This window comes from Burkholderia sp. BDU5 (genome assembly GCF_001522845.1).
GTDB classification, from domain to species: domain Bacteria; phylum Pseudomonadota; class Gammaproteobacteria; order Burkholderiales; family Burkholderiaceae; genus Burkholderia; species Burkholderia mayonis.
Genome location: NZ_LOWC01000159.1, coordinates 185,630 through 201,880 on the forward strand (window position 1 = coordinate 185,630; position 16,251 = coordinate 201,880).

Here is a 16,251-nt window from a genome sequence, read left to right on the forward strand (position 1 = left end):
CGCGCGCGAAAGCGGCGCGAAGGATTGCGCCGACTACGATGACGTGGCCGTTCGATGCGCATCGCATCGCGTAGGCGCGGCCAACGCTGCGTAGTACGAAAGAATGGCGGTCAACACGATATCGGAGGGGACGATCTTGAAACGACAATACCTGGCACTTTCCATCGCGACGGCCGCCTGTGCGGCGCCGCAAGCGCACGCGCAGTCGAGCGTCCAGCTCTATGGGCTCATCGACTTGAGCGTGCCCACCTATCAGTCGCACGCGAACGCGAAGGGCGATCACGTGATCGGCATGGGGCTCGGCGGCGAGCCGTGGTTCAGCGGCAGCCGCTGGGGCTTGAAGGGGGCGGAGGACATCGGCGGCGGCACGAAGGTGATCTTCCGACTCGAAAGCGAATACCGGATGGGCGACGGCCAGATGGAGGACCCGGGCCAGATCTTCGATCGCGACGCGTGGGTCGGCATCGAAAACGATACGATCGGCAAGTTCACCGCGGGCTTCCAGAACACGATCGCGCGCGACTCGTCGGCGATCTACGGCGACCCGTACGGTTCGGCGAAGCTGACGACGGAGGAAGGCGGCTGGACGAACGCGAACAACTTCAAGCAGATGATTTTCTACGCGGCGAGCGCGACGGGCACGCGCTACAACAACGGCCTCGCGTGGAAGAAGCTGTTCAGCAACGGCATCTTCGCGAGCGCGGGCTACGCGTTCAGCAATTCGACGAGCTTCGCGCAGGACTCGACCTACCAGGTCGCGCTCGGCTACAACGGCGGCCCGTTCAACGTGTCGGGCTTCTTCAGCCACGTGAACCACGCGGGCTACGCGAACAAGTCGTTCTCGGTCGGCGGCAACTATACGTTCGACATCTTCCGCATGAATGCCGGCTACTTCCGCTATCTCGGCAATCAGGGCGCGCTCGGTCAGCGCCAGGACAACGCCTGGACCGTGTCGTTCAAGGTCGCGCCGAAGGGCGCGCTCGACTACGAACTCGGCTATCAGCAGATGCGCGTGCATAACGCCGCGTACAACACCGACGGCGACATTCCGAATGCAAACCTCGGCGACTTCAGCCTGACGTCCGGCGTCGGCAACGGCTTCAAGGAGACGCTGTACGGATCGGTGTTCTATCACCTGTCGAAGCGCACGGAGCTTTATCTCGCCGGCGACTACATGCGGCTGCACGGCGGCTACACGGTTGCATCGACGCACGGCTCAACCAATCAGCTCGAGCTGACGACCGGCATCCGCACGCGATTCTGATCCACTGCGCGATACGGCCGGCCGCGACGCGGCCGTGTCGCGCGCCTCCGCTTCTCCCGTTCCGTTCGCTCGATCTCCAGCGAGACAATGCGGTATTCGACAGCCCGGCTCACACGCCGGGCTTTTTGTTTTCGATCCGCGGCACGGGCACCGGCAAAACCGCACAAAGACGGCCGCCTTCCGAACCTGTGGTAAACATCTGCGTCGCCGAACGCGGCGCGATCCCCGGCGCCGACGCCGCAGCCCCTGCCCGGCGGCGCGCGCCGGCGCCCCGGCCGTAAGTCCTTGACCTACGGCGGACGGATCGCTAGCGTTTCGCCTTTGCCGCGCCGCGCGGGCCCGGGAATCGGGCTTGCGCCGGCGCGAAGACATGCAATGGATGGGAAGGATGATGCAAAAACTCGATGCGGCGAGCCCGGAAGCGCAATCCGCGGATCTCGTGTCCGCGAACGTCGAGCGCCTGAAGGCGCTCTTTCCGGACGTGGTGACCGAAGGACCGGACGGCGCGTCGGTGAACCTCGACGCGCTCGCGGCGCTCGTCGGCGCGCCGGCCGTCGCCGACGCCGACGAGAAATACGGCCTCAACTGGCACGGCAAGCGCCGCGCGCGCCGGCTCGCGCTCACGCCGTCGACGGGCACGCTGCGCCCGTACCCGCGCGAAAGCGTCGACTGGGCGTCGACCCGCAATCTGATGATCGAGGGCGAAAACCTCGAGGTGCTGAAGCTGTTGCAGAAGAGTTACGCGGGGCGCGCGAAGCTCGTCTACATCGATCCGCCGTACAACACCGGCAAGGATTTCGTCTATCCGGACAATTTCACCGACAGCCTGCGCCACTATCTCGAGCTGACCGGCCAGACGACGGGCGGCAAGAAGGTCAGCAGCAACACCGACGCGAGCGGCCGTTTCCACACGGACTGGCTCAACATGATCTATCCGCGCCTGAAGCTCGCGCGCGACCTGCTCGCCGACGACGGCGTGATCGCCGTGCACATCGACGAGCACGAACAGCACGCGCTCGTGCTCGTGATGCGCGAGATTTTCGGTGAGGACAACGAGCTCGGCGTCGCGGTGTGGGACAAGCGCAATCCGAAGGGCGACGCGCGCGGGATCGCGTACCAGCATGAATCGATCGTGCTGTTCGCGCGCGACGCGGAACTGCTGTTCGAGCGCGCGCCGCTCAAGCGCCCGAAGCGCAACGCGCAGCGGATGCTCGACGCGGCGCGCGGCGCGATCGCGCGCGCGTCGACGATCGCGGAAGCGAACGTCGCGTACCGGAGCTGGGTGAAGTCGCAGACGACGCTGTCGGGGGGCGAGGCGATGTACGACCGGATCTCGGCCGACGGCCGCGTCTACCGGCTCGTGTCGATGGCGTGGCCGAACAAGAAGAAGGCGCCCGACGACTACTTCGCGCCGCTCGCGCATCCGGCGACGGGCAAGCCGTGCCCCGTGCCCGAGCGCGGCTGGCGCAATCCGCCCGCGACGATGCAGGCGCTGCTCGACAAGGGGCTCGTCGAATTCGGTGCGGACGAAACGACGCAGCCGCAGCGGATCTACTTCCTCGACGAGAACATGTACGAGAACGTGCCGTCGGTGTTGCCGTTCGGCGGCTCGGACGACGCGCTCCTGAAATCGCTCGAGATTCCGTTCGATCAGCCGAAGCCCGTCGAATTCGTTGCGTCGATCATCGGCTGGTGCACGGACGGCGATGACCTGATCGTCGATTTCTTCGGCGGCTCGGGCACGACCGCGCATGCGGTGATGGCGCTCAACGCGGCCGACGGCGGCAACCGCCGCTACGCGCTCGTGCAACTGCCCGAGCCGCTCGACGCCGACAGCAAGGACCAGAAGGCCGCCGCCGATTTCTGCGCGGCGCGGCGCAAGCCGCTCAATCTCGCCGAACTGACGAAGGAGCGGCTGCGGCGCTCGGCGGCGAGGATCGCGGCCGAGCATCCGGGCGTGCGCGCCGATCTCGGCTTTCGCGTGTTCAAGCTCGATTCGACGAACGTCTCCGAGTGGGACCCGCGCGGCGACGACATCCAGCAGTCGCTGCTCGCGGCCGTCGAGCACATCAAGCCGAGCCGTTCCGACGAAGATCTGCTGTACGAACTGATGCTGAAGCTCGGCCTCGACCTGTGCGCACCGATCGAAGCGCGGGCGATTGCCGGCAAGGCGGTCTACGTGATCGACGGCGCGATCGTCGCGTGCTTCGACGCGCACATCGATCGCGCGGCGACCGACACGCTGGGCGAAGGCATCGTCGAGCTGATCGCGGCATCGGCGGCGGCGGGCGCCGCAGACGCGCGCGACGTGACCTGCGTGTTCCGCGACAGCGGCTTCACCGACGACGTCGCGAAGGTGAACCTGTCGGCGATCCTCGAGCAGCACGGCGTGAAGCGCATCCGGAGCCTCTGATGCGCGCACGCGAGCCACACGCAGACAAGGAAGGTTGAGCATGCAGTTGTATTTCGAGTCGGATCTCGACTATCAGCTCGAAGCGATCGAGGCGGTATGCGATCTGTTTCGCGGCCAGGAGGCGTGCCGCGCCGAATTCAGCGTGACCGCGCAAGCCGCGCGGCGGCGCGCGACGCCGCAGATGTCGCTCGGGATGGCCGAGTCGGGGCTCGGCGTCGGCAATCGCCTGACGCTCGACGCCCACGCGTTCGCCGAGAATCTCGCGCGCGTGCAGGTGCGCAACGGCCTGCCGCCGTGCGGCGCGCCGAGCTCGAACGATTTCACCGTCGAGATGGAAACGGGCACGGGCAAGACCTACGTCTACCTGCGCACGATCTTCGAGTTGCACCGCCGCTTCGACTTCACGAAGTTCGTGATCGTCGTGCCGTCGGTCGCGATCAAGGAAGGCGTGTACAAGACGCTGCAGATCACTGAGCAGCATTTCAAGCGCCTGTACGCGGGCGTGCCGTTCGACTACTTCGTCTACGATTCGGCGAAGCTCGGCGAGGTGCGCAGCTTCGCGTCGAAGTCGACCGTGCAGATCATGATCGTCACGGTCGCGGCGATCAACAAGAAGGACGTCAACAATCTCTATAAGGATAGCGAAAAGACGGGCGGCGAGAAGCCGATCGATCTGATCCGCGCGACGCATCCGATCGTGATCGTCGACGAGCCGCAAAGCGTCGACGGCGGGCTGGAAGGGCGCGGCAAGGAAGCCCTCGACGCGATGCGGCCGCTGTGCACGCTGCGCTACTCGGCGACCCACGCCGACAAGTATCAGATGCTGTACCGGCTCGATGCGATCGACGCGTACGAGCGCAAGCTCGTCAAGCAGATCGAGATCGCGTCGGCGACGGTCGAGGACGCGCACAACAAGCCGTTCATGCGCGTGATATCGATCGGCAGCCGGCGCGGCGCGATCACGGCGCGCGTCGAGCTCGACGTCGCGACGCCCGCCGGCGACGTCGAGCGGCTGACGCTCGCCGTCGCGGACGGCGACGATCTCGAGCGAGTCACGAAACGCGCGGTCTACGCGAATTTCCGGATCGGTGCGATTCACGCGGCGCGCGGCGCCGAGTACCTCGAACTGCGCTATCCGGGCGGCGACGCGTTCCTGTCGATCGGCGATGCGTACGGCGATGTCGATGTGCCCGCGATCCGGCGCGAGATGATCCGCCGCACGATCCGCGAGCATCTCGACAAGGAGCTGCGCTTGAAGCCGCTCGGCGTGAAAGTGCTGTCGCTCTTCTTCGTCGACGCGGTCGACAAGTACCGCAAGTACGACCGGCACGGCCATCCGTTCAAGGGCGACTACGCGTTGCTGTTCGAGGAAGAATACCGTCGCGCGGCGAAGCTGCCCGCGTATCGCGCGCTGTTCGACGGCGTCGATCCCGCAGGCGCGGGCGCGGCCGAGGCTGTGCACGACGGCTACTTCTCGATCGACAAGAAAGGCGGCTGGACCGACACGAGCGACAAGAGCGCGGGCAGCCGCGAGAATGCGGAGCGCGCGTACAGCCTCATCATGAAGGACAAGGAGCGGCTGCTGTCGTTCGACACGCCGCTCAAGTTCATCTTCTCGCACTCGGCGCTGAAGGAAGGCTGGGACAACCCGAACGTGTTCCAGATCTGCACGCTGCGCGACATTCATAGCGAGCGCGAGCGTCGCCAGACGATTGGCCGCGGGCTGCGTCTCGCCGTCGATCAGCGCGGCGAGCGCGTGCGCGGCTTCGACGTCAACACGCTGACGGTGATCGCCGGCGAGAGCTATGAGCAGTTCGCCGAAAACCTGCAGAAGGAAATCGAGGCCGATACGGGGATTCGCTTCGGCGTCGTCGAAACGCATCAGTTCGCGGCGCTGCCCGTTCCGGCCGCGGACGGCAGCGTGCAGCCGCTCGGCATCGAGCGGTCGACGGCGCTTTGGACGTACCTGAAGGACGCCGGCTATCTCGATGCGCGCGGCCGCGTGCAGGACACGCTGCGCGCGGCGCTCAAGCTGCGTGCGCTGCCGCTCCCCGCCGAATTCGACGCGCAGCGTACGCTGATCGTCGACATGCTGCGCAAGCTCGCGGGCCGGCTCGACGTGCGCAACGCGGACGAGCGTCGCCACATCGCGCTGCGCCGCGATGCGCAAGACAAGGCGGTGTATCTCGGCGATGCGTTCCGCGCGCTGTGGGACCGCATCAAATATCGAACCACGTTTCGCGTGAATTTCGACAATGCACGCTTGATCGAGCGCTGCATTGCCGCGCTGAAGGCGGCGCCCGAGGTCACGCACGCGCGGCTGCAGTGGCGCAAGGCCGATATCGCGATCGACGCGGCGGGCGTCGAGGCGATCGAGACCGCGGATGCCGGCACGATCGCGATCGACGAAGGCGAACTCGATCTGCCGGATCTGCTGACCGAGCTGCAGGACCGCACGCAGCTCACGCGGCGCACGATCGCGACGGTGCTGATCGAAAGCGGCCGGCTCGTCGAATTCCCGCGCAATCCGCAGCGCTTCATCGCGCTCGTCGCCGCGACGCTCGAGCGCTGCAAGCGCGATGCGCTCGTCGACGGGATCGAATACAAGCTGCTCGGCGAGCAGCACGCCCATGCGCTGTCGCTGTTCGAGGACGAGCCGCTCACCGGCTATCTGTCGAGCATGCGGCGCGACGCGACGAAATCAATCCACGAGGATGTGCCGTGCGATACAACGGCCGAGCTCGCATTCGCCGACGCGCTCGAGCAAGACGACGCGGTCAGGCTGTACGCGAAGCTGCCCGGCTGGTTCAAGATCCCGACGCCGCTCGGCAACTACAGCCCGGACTGGGCGGTGATGATCGCCGAAAACGACGGGTCGCGGCTCTATTTCGTCGTCGAGACGAAGAGCGGCCTCGCCGACGGCGATCTGCGGGCCTACGAGCGGCGCAAGATCCAGTGCGGCGCCGCGCATTTCCGCGCGCTGGAAGCGGCCGTCGATGACCCGGCGCGCTATGTGCGCGCACGCACCGTCGACGATCTGCCGACGACCGCTGCAAACGCGCACGACGCGGCCTGAGCTTCGTCGCCGCGTTGCTTCGCTGCGCCGCCGCATCGCCGTTCGTTTCCGGCACGTGGCGCGCAGCGGCTTCCCGCCGCATCCGTACGCGCGATCCCCTTCCCTGCTGCGTTTCGCCGCGCGCGCCGGATTTCCCGAGGCGCGCGCTGCATCGCGCCATGTCGCGCACTTCATTTCGTCATCCGTAACGTCGGACGATGTCCGTGTGCATCGTCGAGCTAGTGTTTGTGCGCCCTCGGGAAAGATGCGCGCCGCACGCTGCTCCACACTCCGTGCCGAAGATCGACGACGACGCCTCGAGCGTCGCCGCGCATAACGACAACCCCAACGGAGACGACGATGAAGAAGTTTGCGGTAGCGGCGGCGGGCCTGGCCGTCGCGACGGGCGCGCATGCGTCCGACGGCAGTGTGGCGCTGTTCGGCCTGATCGATGCCGGCGTGTCCTACGTGTCGAACGAAGGCGGCAAGCACAACCTGCATTTCGACGACGGCATCGCGGTGCCGAACCTGTGGGGGCTCAAGGGGACGGAGGATCTCGGCGGCGGTGCGAAGGCGATCTTCGAGCTGACGTCGCAATATGCGCTCGGCAATGGCGCCGCGCTGCCGACGCCAGGCTCGATGTTCTCGCGCACCGCGCTCGTCGGCTTGTGGAGCGAGCGCCTCGGCAGCGTGACGTTCGGCCAGCAATACGATTTCATGACCGATTCGCTGACGTTCGGCTCGTTCGACGGCGCGTTCCGCTACGGCGGCCTTTACAACTTCCGCCAGGGGCCGTTCTCGAAGCTCGGGATTCCCGACAATCCGACCGGCTCATTCGACTTCGACCGGATGGCGGGCTCGAGCCGCGTGTCGAACTCGGTCAAGTACACGAGCGCGAACCTGAACGGTCTCGTGTTCGGCTTGCTGTACGGTTTCGGCAATCAGGCGGGCGGCGGATTGTCGACGAACAGCACGGTGAGCGCGGGCCTCAAGTACGAGACGGGCAACTTCGCGCTCGGCGCCGCATACGTCGAGGTCAAATATCCGCAGATGAACAACGGCCACGACGGCCTGCGCAACTGGGGGCTCGGCGCGCGCTACGCGCTGTCGGCGTTCGACCTGAACCTGTTGTACACGAACACGAAGAACACGCTGACGGGCGCGGGGATCGACGTGATCCAGGCGGGCGCGCGCTACGTCGGCGCGCCGTGGACGATCGGCGCGAATTACGAATACATGAAGGGCAACGCGCAGCTCGACCACAACTATGCGCACCAAGTCACGGCGGCCGTCCAGTACGCGCTGTCGAAGCGCACGTCCGCGTACGTCGAGACGGTGTATCAGTACGCGGGCGGCAGCGCCGGCGCGCACGCGTGGATCAACGGCGTGATGGGGCCCGATGCGCAATCGAGCTCGCGCTCGCAGTTCCTCGCGCGCATCGGGATGCTGACCCGCTTCTGAGCCCGGCGGCCGCGGCGCGAAGCCGGCCGGCGCAAACGCCGGGCGCGCCGCACGCACCGGCCGCCGGCCGCCGACCACACGCGCGGCGCGATCGCGCGCATTCTTCCGATGATCGCCGACTCCATCGGCGGTTGCGCCGCCCCGAAGTCTTATGTGGGCCAGCGCACATCACGCCGCTGCCACCGCCTCACAATCGACGCTCGGGCAGCCGAGCTCACGTTCCGGAGTAAACCGGATTCAGTCCGCCCAAAATATTTAATATGCTAAGTATATCCGGGTGACTGGATGCTCAGCTTTGGTCCGGCTAGACGTGTACTCGCAAGGAGCGCATGGTGAACGGCAGATTCTTCACGACGGCGGGTGAATCGCCCGCGTTCCGCGGCCGCGCTTGGGGCCGCGTCGTCACGCAGTATTTCGGCGGACTCGATGCGTGCTGCGACGACGGCGACGCGTTCGACGCGCAGCTCAGCCAGTACGAGATCGGCCCGATGCGGGTGTTCACGATCGCCGCGCCCGCGCACCGGATCGTGCGCCCCGTCGCGGCGCTGCACGATCACGGCTCCGACTACTTCAAACTGATCCTGCAATTGAGCGGCGAGAGCGAGATCGAACAGCGTGGCAAGGTGTTCAGGCTGCGCACGGGCGACTGGAGCCTGTACGATCCGCGCGTGCCGTACAGCATCGCGAACCTGACGCACGTCGAGCAGCTCGCGATTCAGATCCCGCGCAAGCAGCTCGGCGGCTTCGCGGTGCCTGACCTGCATACGTCCGACGCGCGCGAGTTCGAACTCAAGGGATTGTTCTCGTTGCTGTCGTCGTTTCTCGTATCGTTGTCCGAACAATTGCCGTCGCTGCCCGGCACGACGGGCACCGCGCTGTCGGAGACGATTCTCGGCCTCATCGTGTCGACGCTGACCGCGCAGCACGACGCGCAAGGTACGCACATGGCGCTGCCCACTGTGTTGAGGATGCGCGTCAAGCAATACATCCAGGGCCATCTCGCCGACGCCGACCTGTCGATCGACCGGATCGCGCGCGAGCTGCGCTGCTCGAAGCGCTACCTGCACCGGATCTTCGAAGAGGAAGGCGTGACGATAGACCGCTACATCTGGTCGAACCGGCTCGAGCGCTGCAAGGAGGCGCTCGACAATGCGCGCGCGGCGAAGCCTGCCATTTCCGAGATCGCATTCAGTTGGGGATTCAGCAGCAGCGCGCATTTCTGCCGCAGCTTCAAGCAGCGCTACGGAATGACGCCGCGCGAGTTCGTGCGGCAACGCACGTCGTCCTGAACGCGAGTCCGCGCCGGCGGCCGGCGCTGTTGCATCGCGCCGGCCGCCGCTTCCTTCGGAAACATCAAGCCGCGCTCGCGCCGCTTCCCTTCGATGCCAGATAGCTGCCGTGCAGAATCTCCGGCCGCTCGCGCAGCGTCTGCGCGCTGCCGGCGAACGCGACGCGTCCGCGTTCGAGCACATATGCGTCGGTCGCGAGCGCGAGCGCGATCGTCGTGAACTGCTCGATCAGCAGCACCGCGACGCCCTGCTTCGCGATCTGCGCGACGGTCTGAGCGAGACGCTTCGTCACGGTCGGCGCGAGGCCGAGCGACAGCTCGTCGATCAGCAGCGTGTGCGGCTCGCCGATCAGCGCTTGCGACACGCACACCATCTGCTTCTGTCCGCCCGACAGATCGTTGCCGCGCGCATCGAGCTTGGACTTCAGCTCCGGGAAGATCGCGAGCACGCGCTCGATCGCATCGTTCAGTCGTCGCGTCGGCAGAAACGCGCCCGCGGCGCGCAGGTTGTCGAGCACCGACAGATCGCCGAGCACGCGATGCCCTTCCGGCACGACCGCGATCCCGCGACGACGCACCGCTTCCGGCCGCAGCGCGCCGAGCGGCGCGCCGTCGAGCAGCACGTCGCCCGACGTGGCGGGCAGCACGCCGGCGATGCTCATCACGAGCGTCGACTTGCCGGAGCCGTTCGCGCCGACGAGCGCCGTCACCCGGCCGGGCGCGACCGCGAGCGACACGCCGTGCAGCACGGGCTTGTTCGCGCGATGGACGACGAGGTCTTTCACTTCAAGCCGCATGTTCGTCAGCCTCCTTGCCGAGATACGCGCTGCGCACGACCGGATCGTCGAGCACCGCGCGCGTTGGCCCGAGCGCGAGCCGCTTGCCGAAGTCGAGCACGAGCGTCTCGGCGCACACGGCGTCGATCAGATCGACGTCGTGATCGATCAGCAGCACCTGCGCGCCGGTGAGTTCTGGAATGCGAACGATCACGTCGCGCAGCCGAGCCGCCTCCGATTCGTTCAATCCCGCGCCCGGCTCGTCGAGCAGCAGCAGACGCGGCTCGCCGACGAGCGCCTTGCCGAGCTCGAGCATCCGCCGCTGATACAGGTTGAGCGCCGCGCCCGGCACGTGCGCGACGTCGGCGAGGCCGACGAGCTCGAGTGCGCGCACGGTGTCGTCGCGCGCCGCGAGCGCCGGCATCACGTGCTCGGCGAGCGCGAGCACGTTGTCGTAAACGGTCAGATCCTCGACGATCTGTTCAGTCTGGAACGTACGCCGCACGCCTGCGCGCACGCGCTCGGTGACGGACAGCCCGAGCAGCGCGCGGCCGTCGAGCGCGACGCTGCCCGCGCGCGGCCGCAGAAAGCCGCTCAGCACGTTGAGCAGCGTCGTCTTGCCCGCGCCGTTCGGGCCGATCAGCCCGCACACGGGCGCGGCGAGCGTCGCGTCGAGCGAATCGAGCACGCGCGTGCCGCCGAACTGCACGATCAGGTTCGAGATCTCGATCATCGCGTGCCTCCGTCGCGTGCGCCGAACGCACGCACGATGCGCGATGCGAGTCCGGCAAGCTGTCCGGCGATGCCGGCGGGCGCCGTGATCAGCGCGTGCAGGAGCGCGGCGCCGAAGAAGATCATCGCGAGATAGCCGTTCACGCCGAAGTCGGTCAGGAGCCCCGGCACCGCGCGCAGCAAGAGCCCGGTGATCAGTGCGCCGAACCAGTGGTAGACGCCGCCGACGACCGACAGCGCGAACAGCAGCACCGATTCCGATGCGGCGAACGCGCGCCCGTCGAGCTGGCCGACGGTGCCCGCGAGCAGGCCGCCGGACAGCCCGGCGAGCAGTCCCGCGAGCCCGAATGCCCAGGTCTGATAGAGGACGACGTTCACGCCGGCCGCGAGCGCCGTCGTTTCGCCGCGCCGGATCAGCGCCCACGAGCGCCCCGCCTTCGAGCGGCGATGCAGCTCGATCAACACGAACGCGAGCGCGGCCCATGCGGCGACGTAGCGGAAGTACGCGGCATCGCTCTGGCCGAGGAGCGGCCTCGCCATCATCTGCCGCGCGCCGAACGACAGATGGCCGGTGAAGCCGCCGCCGCCGTCCGGAAAGCCGATCGCGGACACGACGACCTGAAACCCGCCCGCCATCATCAGCGTGACGAGCGCGAGATAGAGGCCGCGCAGACGCAGCGCGGGCAGCCCGGCGATCATCCCGATCGCGCTGCCGCCGACTGCGCCCGCGATCATGCACAGCTCGAACGGCGCGCCGAGATGCGCGAGCCGCAGCGCGATCCAGCCGCCGACGCCGAGCAGCGCGTATTGCGACAGACATACGAGCCCGAGCTGCCGATACAGCAGCGCGACGCCCGCGGCGGCGATGCTGACCGTCAGCGCGGACGTCAGCGTCTTGATCCAGTAGGCGTCGGCGAAGGCGGGCACGACGAGCGCGATCGCGGCGAGCGTGCCGAGCGTCGCGACGAGCGGCAGGCGCGCGCCGAACGGACGAACGTGCGCGGCCGCATCGTGCGACGGCGCGGCAAAGGCGAGTGGCGTTTTCATGATTCGTTCGCGGCGTGGCCGATCGATTTGGAGCCGATGAAGAGCATCGCGACGAGCGCGATCAGGAACGGCGTCGCGCTGCGATACTGCGCGAAGCCGGGCACGGTGATCGCAAGCGCCTCGGCGAGGCCGATCGCGATGCCGGCCGCAACCGTCGCGGGCAGCGACGCGAGGCGGCCGACGATCGCCGCGGCGAACGCCGGGATCACGAGGAACGTGAGCACCGCTGCCTGCAGGCGCACGAGGTTCGCGAGTAACAGACCCGTGATGCCCGCGAACACGCCGGAGATCACCCACGCGGCGACGTCGACGCGCAGCACGCGAATGCCGAGCAGCCCGCTCAAGTGCCGGTTGTTCGATAGCGCGCGCATCTGGAGTCCCAGCCGCGTGCGTGCGAGCACGACGCCGATCGCCGCCATCATCGCGAACGCGAGGCCGAGGCCGACGATTCGCGTGTACGTGAAGCGGACGTCGCCGAAGTCGAGCGCCTCGCTGTCGGTCGGCAGCACGAGGCGACGCGGCGTGTCGCCCCAATACCACTCGCAGAAGCCGAGCAGGATCAGCGCGAAGCCGAGCGTCGCGACGCTGCGCACGACGCGATCGCGCGCGGCGAGACGCGGCGCGAGCACGAGGCCGTAGACGAGCGACGCCGCGGTCGACGCGGCGATCGCCGCGGCCCATGCGAGCGTCTGCGAATAGTCGGCGTCAAGACACGCGGCCGCGACGTACGCACCCAGCGCGCCCGTCGCGCCGAACGCGAAGTTCAGCACGCCCGATGCGCGGTACAGTACGACGAGGCCGACGCCCGACAGCGCGTAGACCGCGCCGACGCCGAGCCCGGAGATCAGATATGGAACGAAGTTGATCGCGTTCATGGCGTCAGTGCATCTTCTTTTCGGCCGCGCGGATGTCGGCGAGTTGCGGATCGTCGACCGCCTGGCACGTCGACACCGTTTTCCAGCCCGCGCCCGTCGATTGCGCCATCCGGCCCGCGTTGTTCGCGTTGTGCCGGTCGCCCGCGCCGACGTAGAACGGGCCGCACAGAATGTCGCTGCGGAAATCCTTCACCTGGCGCAGCGCGGCCGTCACGTGCGCGCGATCGAGCTGGTTCGCGGGGAGCTTCAGCAGCGTGTCGGCCACGAGCCGCGCGGCGAGGTAGCCCGCCTGCGAGAACGTGTCGCGCGGGTCCTTCTTGTCGCCGTACTTGTTCATCACCGCGAGCCAGTTCTGGTTGTCGGGCGTCGACGCGTCGAGCGGCTGGAATTCGAGATTCACGTCGAAGTTGCCTTTCCAGTACGGTCCGATCGCCTTCGGCACGCCGAGATCGTAGCCGGACGCCGCCGACACGAAATGAATCCGCCGGCCGAGGTTCTGCTGCTCGGCGGCCGACAGGATCGGCACCATCAGCCCCTTCGGCAGCCCGAGGAGGATCGCCTGCGGATTCTTCGACGCGGCCTGCAGCACGACCGAGGTCGGATCGGCGGAATCGGGATCCATCACGATCGTGTCGACGGTCACGCCGTTCTGCTTGCCCCACAGCGCCGGCCCTTCGCACGACCACGCGCCGAGGCTCGGGATGTTCGGCGCGATGCAGACCATCCGCGTCGCCTTGTACTGCTGCTTCGCGTACAGCGCCGCTTCCGTCATCGACAGCCGCGGCCCCATGTTGAGCGGCACGTAGTTGCGCGCGAAATAGCATTCGCGCGGCACGCCGACGCCCGCGATCGCGATCACGTTTTCCTGTTCGTAGAACTTCGCGTTCGCGCCGCATTCGACGAAGCTCGCGTTGCCCGCAAGGGCGAGCACCTTGCGGTCGCGCACGAGTTTAGACGCGACTTGCGACGCCGTCTCCGGATTCCATTGATCGTCTTCGACGAGGTACTGGACCGGCCGGCCGTTGATGCCGCCGTTCGCGTTCACGCATTTGAAATACGCGGCGGCCGCGCGGGCCGAAGAGCTGAAATCGTCGGGACCGGTCTTGCCGACGATCGCGCCGATCGGAATCGGCGCGCCGGTCGCGGGCTTGCCGTTGGCGAGTCCGCAGCTCTGCGCGAACGCGGCATGCTGTGCGAAGAGTCCCGCGACGCCGATGCATGCGCCGGCGAGCGTGCGCTTCATGTTGGGGGAAAGCAGCTTCATCGTGTCTCCTGGTGTTGTCGTGGGGCGCGGCTCCGCGTATGGGCCGCGCCCTCGGGTACTGCCTTGACGCTTCGGTGTTGCTTCGGTACTGCTTCGATGCTGCCTGGCCGCCGTGCGCCGCGCGTCAGTGCGCGATGCAGACGGACTTGAGCTCGGTGAACTGCTCGAGCGCCGCGCGGCCGAGCTCGCGGCCGTAGCCCGATTGCTTGAAGCCGCCGAACGGCAAATTGTTGTCGAGCATGTTGTGCGTGTTGACCCAGACGATGCCCGCCTTCAGACGCGGCACGACGCGATGCACGAGCGACAGGTTCTGCGACCACACGCTCGCCGCGAGCCCGAAGTCGGTGTCGTTGGCGAGCCGCACCGCGTCGTCGACGGTGTCGAACGGCGTGACCGTGACGACCGGGCCGAACACTTCTTCGCGCACGATCCGCATCGACGGCGTCGTATCGACGAACACCGTCGGCTTCACGAAATAGCCGCCGTCGAACGCGCGTGCGCCGCCCGTGACGAGCGTCGCGCCCTCCTCCTTCGCGGCGTCGATGTGGCCGAGCACGCGCTCGAAGTGCCGCTTCGACACGACCGGGCCGATCTGCGCGTGCGGATCGAAACCCGAGCCGATCTTCATCGATTCGGCGGCGGCCGCGATGCCGGCGACGACGCGCTCGAAGTGGCGCTTCTGCACGTACACGCGCGAGCCCGCGGTGCAGACCTGCCCTTGATTGAAGAAGATCCCCTGCGCGGCGCCGCGCGCGGCGATGTCGGGATCGGCATCGTCGAAAACGATCAGCGGCGACTTGCCGCCGAGCTCGAGCGTGAAGCGCGCCATGCGGTCGACGGCCGCGTGGCCGATCGCACGGCCGACGCCGACCGAGCCCGTGAACGTGATCTTGTCGACGCCCGGATGCGCGACGAGCGCGGCGCCCGCCTCGCTGCCGGTGCCCGTCACGATGTTCAGCACGCCGTCGGGCAGGCCCGCTTGCTGCGCGAGCTCGCCGAGACGCAACGCGGTGAGCGGCGTTTCCTCCGACGGCTTCAGCACGACGGTGCAGCCGCACGCGAGCGCGGTCGCGACCTTCCACAACGCGATCGCGAGCGGAAAATTCCATGGCACGATCGCGCCGACGACGCCCGCCGCCTCGCGGCGCGTGTATGCGAAATACTCGGTGTCGGCGGGCACGGCGATCGACGTGTCGAGCGTCGAGCCTTCGATCTTCGTCGCCCAGCCGGCCACGTAGCGGACGTATTCGGCGCCGCCCAGCACGTCGATCGCGCGCGCGATGCCGACGAGCTTGCCGGTTTCGAGCGTCTCGAGCGCGGCGAGTTCGTCCGCATGACGCTCGATCAGTTCGGCAAACTGATAAAGCAGCTTCTCGCGGGCCGCGGGGCGCATCCGCGGCCAGTCGCCCGAATCGAATGCGCGTCGCGCGGCGGCAACCGCCGCGTCGACGTCGCGCGCGTCGCTCGCGGCGACTTCGGCGATCGTCATCTCGGTCGCGGGATCGATGACGGGCAGATAGCGGCCCGAGCGCGGCTCGGCCGCGCGTCCGTCGATCCAGTTGCCGAACGCGCGGCGGGCGAGAAAGCCGGATTGGCGTTGATGCTGCGTCGAAAGATCGGCCAGGTTCATGTCAGTCTCGTGCGAAACGGAACGATGGGTTGAAGGGACGAACGCGCGCTCACGGCTGCATGGCCTCCGCGACGAGCAGCGTGTCGGTGAACTGCTCGAAGCGCACGATCTTGCCGGCTTCGACGCGCCATACGTGCGCGACGCGGCACTCGAACGACTTGCCGGTCCGCTTGTAGGTGCCCGAGTAGCGGCCGACGCCGATCACGGTGTCGCCCGCGTCGTGCAGCGCGTCGAGCTTGAACGTGTAGCCGTCCCACGCTTCGCCGAGGCGCTGGAACACGTTGCGGACGATCTCGTCCGCGCTGCGGTACGTGCCCGCGCACGGAAAGCCCGCCATCTCGGTCCATTCGATCGTCGGCGCGATGTCGGCCATCATCGCGGCCAGGTCGTGTCGGTCTGATGCCGCGTAATGTTCGGCGACGATTTGGTAAGGGGTACGCATCGTG

General features: G+C 67.4%; 12 protein-coding genes. 5 read left to right on the forward strand and 7 right to left on the reverse strand.

Going from position 1 to position 16,251, the window contains the following annotated elements:
- Window positions 1-103: 103 nt before the first annotated feature.
- From WS69_RS25935 to WS69_RS25955, 5 genes are all read left to right on the forward strand, one after another.
- The gene (locus WS69_RS25935) at window positions 104-1,264 is read left to right on the forward strand and encodes a porin (protein WP_059473501.1); all 1,161 of its coding nucleotides are present in this window, start codon (window positions 104-106) and stop codon (window positions 1,262-1,264) included.
- A 388-nt stretch (window positions 1,265-1,652) separates the two neighbouring features.
- On the forward strand, window positions 1,653-3,677 hold the full coding sequence (locus WS69_RS25940; RefSeq protein ID WP_059473582.1) for a site-specific DNA-methyltransferase: 2,025 nt from the start codon (window positions 1,653-1,655) through the stop codon (window positions 3,675-3,677).
- Between the two features lie 40 nt (window positions 3,678-3,717).
- Window positions 3,718-6,753 carry a type III restriction-modification system endonuclease gene (locus WS69_RS25945; protein ID WP_059473502.1) on the forward strand — a complete coding sequence of 1,012 codons (3,036 nt, stop codon included), beginning with the start codon at window positions 3,718-3,720 and terminating at the stop codon, window positions 6,751-6,753.
- Window positions 6,754-7,092: 339 nt separating this feature from the next.
- On the forward strand, window positions 7,093-8,193 hold the full coding sequence (locus WS69_RS25950; protein ID WP_059473503.1) for a porin: 1,101 nt from the start codon (window positions 7,093-7,095) through the stop codon (window positions 8,191-8,193).
- A gap of 329 nt (window positions 8,194-8,522) precedes the next feature.
- The gene (locus WS69_RS25955) at window positions 8,523-9,482 is read left to right on the forward strand and encodes an AraC family transcriptional regulator (protein WP_059473504.1); all 960 of its coding nucleotides are present in this window, start codon (window positions 8,523-8,525) and stop codon (window positions 9,480-9,482) included.
- Window positions 9,483-9,546: 64 nt separating this feature from the next.
- Here the strand turns inward: WS69_RS25955 and WS69_RS25960 are convergent, their stop codons facing one another.
- The 7 genes from WS69_RS25960 to WS69_RS25990 all read right to left on the reverse strand — a co-directional run bounded on the left by WS69_RS25960 (window position 9,547) and on the right by WS69_RS25990 (window position 16,247).
- Window positions 9,547-10,278: an ABC transporter ATP-binding protein gene (locus tag WS69_RS25960; protein ID WP_059473505.1), complete on the reverse strand. Its 732-nt coding sequence runs from the start codon at window positions 10,276-10,278 to the stop codon at window positions 9,547-9,549.
- Window positions 10,268-10,990: an ABC transporter ATP-binding protein gene (locus WS69_RS25965; protein ID WP_059473506.1), complete on the reverse strand. Its 723-nt coding sequence runs from the start codon at window positions 10,988-10,990 to the stop codon at window positions 10,268-10,270. Before WS69_RS25965 ends, WS69_RS25960 begins: the two co-directional genes overlap by 11 nt.
- Window positions 10,987-12,036 carry a branched-chain amino acid ABC transporter permease gene (locus WS69_RS25970; protein ID WP_059473507.1) on the reverse strand — a complete coding sequence of 350 codons (1,050 nt, stop codon included), beginning with the start codon at window positions 12,034-12,036 and terminating at the stop codon, window positions 10,987-10,989. The genes WS69_RS25965 and WS69_RS25970 overlap by 4 nt, the downstream gene beginning before the upstream one ends.
- On the reverse strand, window positions 12,033-12,911 hold the full coding sequence (locus tag WS69_RS25975; RefSeq protein WP_059473508.1) for a branched-chain amino acid ABC transporter permease: 879 nt from the start codon (window positions 12,909-12,911) through the stop codon (window positions 12,033-12,035). The genes WS69_RS25970 and WS69_RS25975 overlap by 4 nt, the downstream gene beginning before the upstream one ends.
- A gap of 4 nt (window positions 12,912-12,915) precedes the next feature.
- Window positions 12,916-14,175, reverse strand: a complete 1,260-nt coding sequence (locus tag WS69_RS25980; protein WP_059473509.1) for an ABC transporter substrate-binding protein — start codon at window positions 14,173-14,175, stop codon at window positions 12,916-12,918.
- A 124-nt stretch (window positions 14,176-14,299) separates the two neighbouring features.
- Window positions 14,300-15,805, reverse strand: coding sequence for an aldehyde dehydrogenase family protein (locus WS69_RS25985; protein WP_059473510.1), 1,506 nt, complete (start codon window positions 15,803-15,805; stop codon window positions 14,300-14,302).
- Between the two features lie 49 nt (window positions 15,806-15,854).
- Window positions 15,855-16,247, reverse strand: a complete 393-nt coding sequence (locus WS69_RS25990; protein ID WP_059473583.1) for a nuclear transport factor 2 family protein — start codon at window positions 16,245-16,247, stop codon at window positions 15,855-15,857.
- Between the last annotated feature and the right edge of the window lie 4 nt (window positions 16,248-16,251).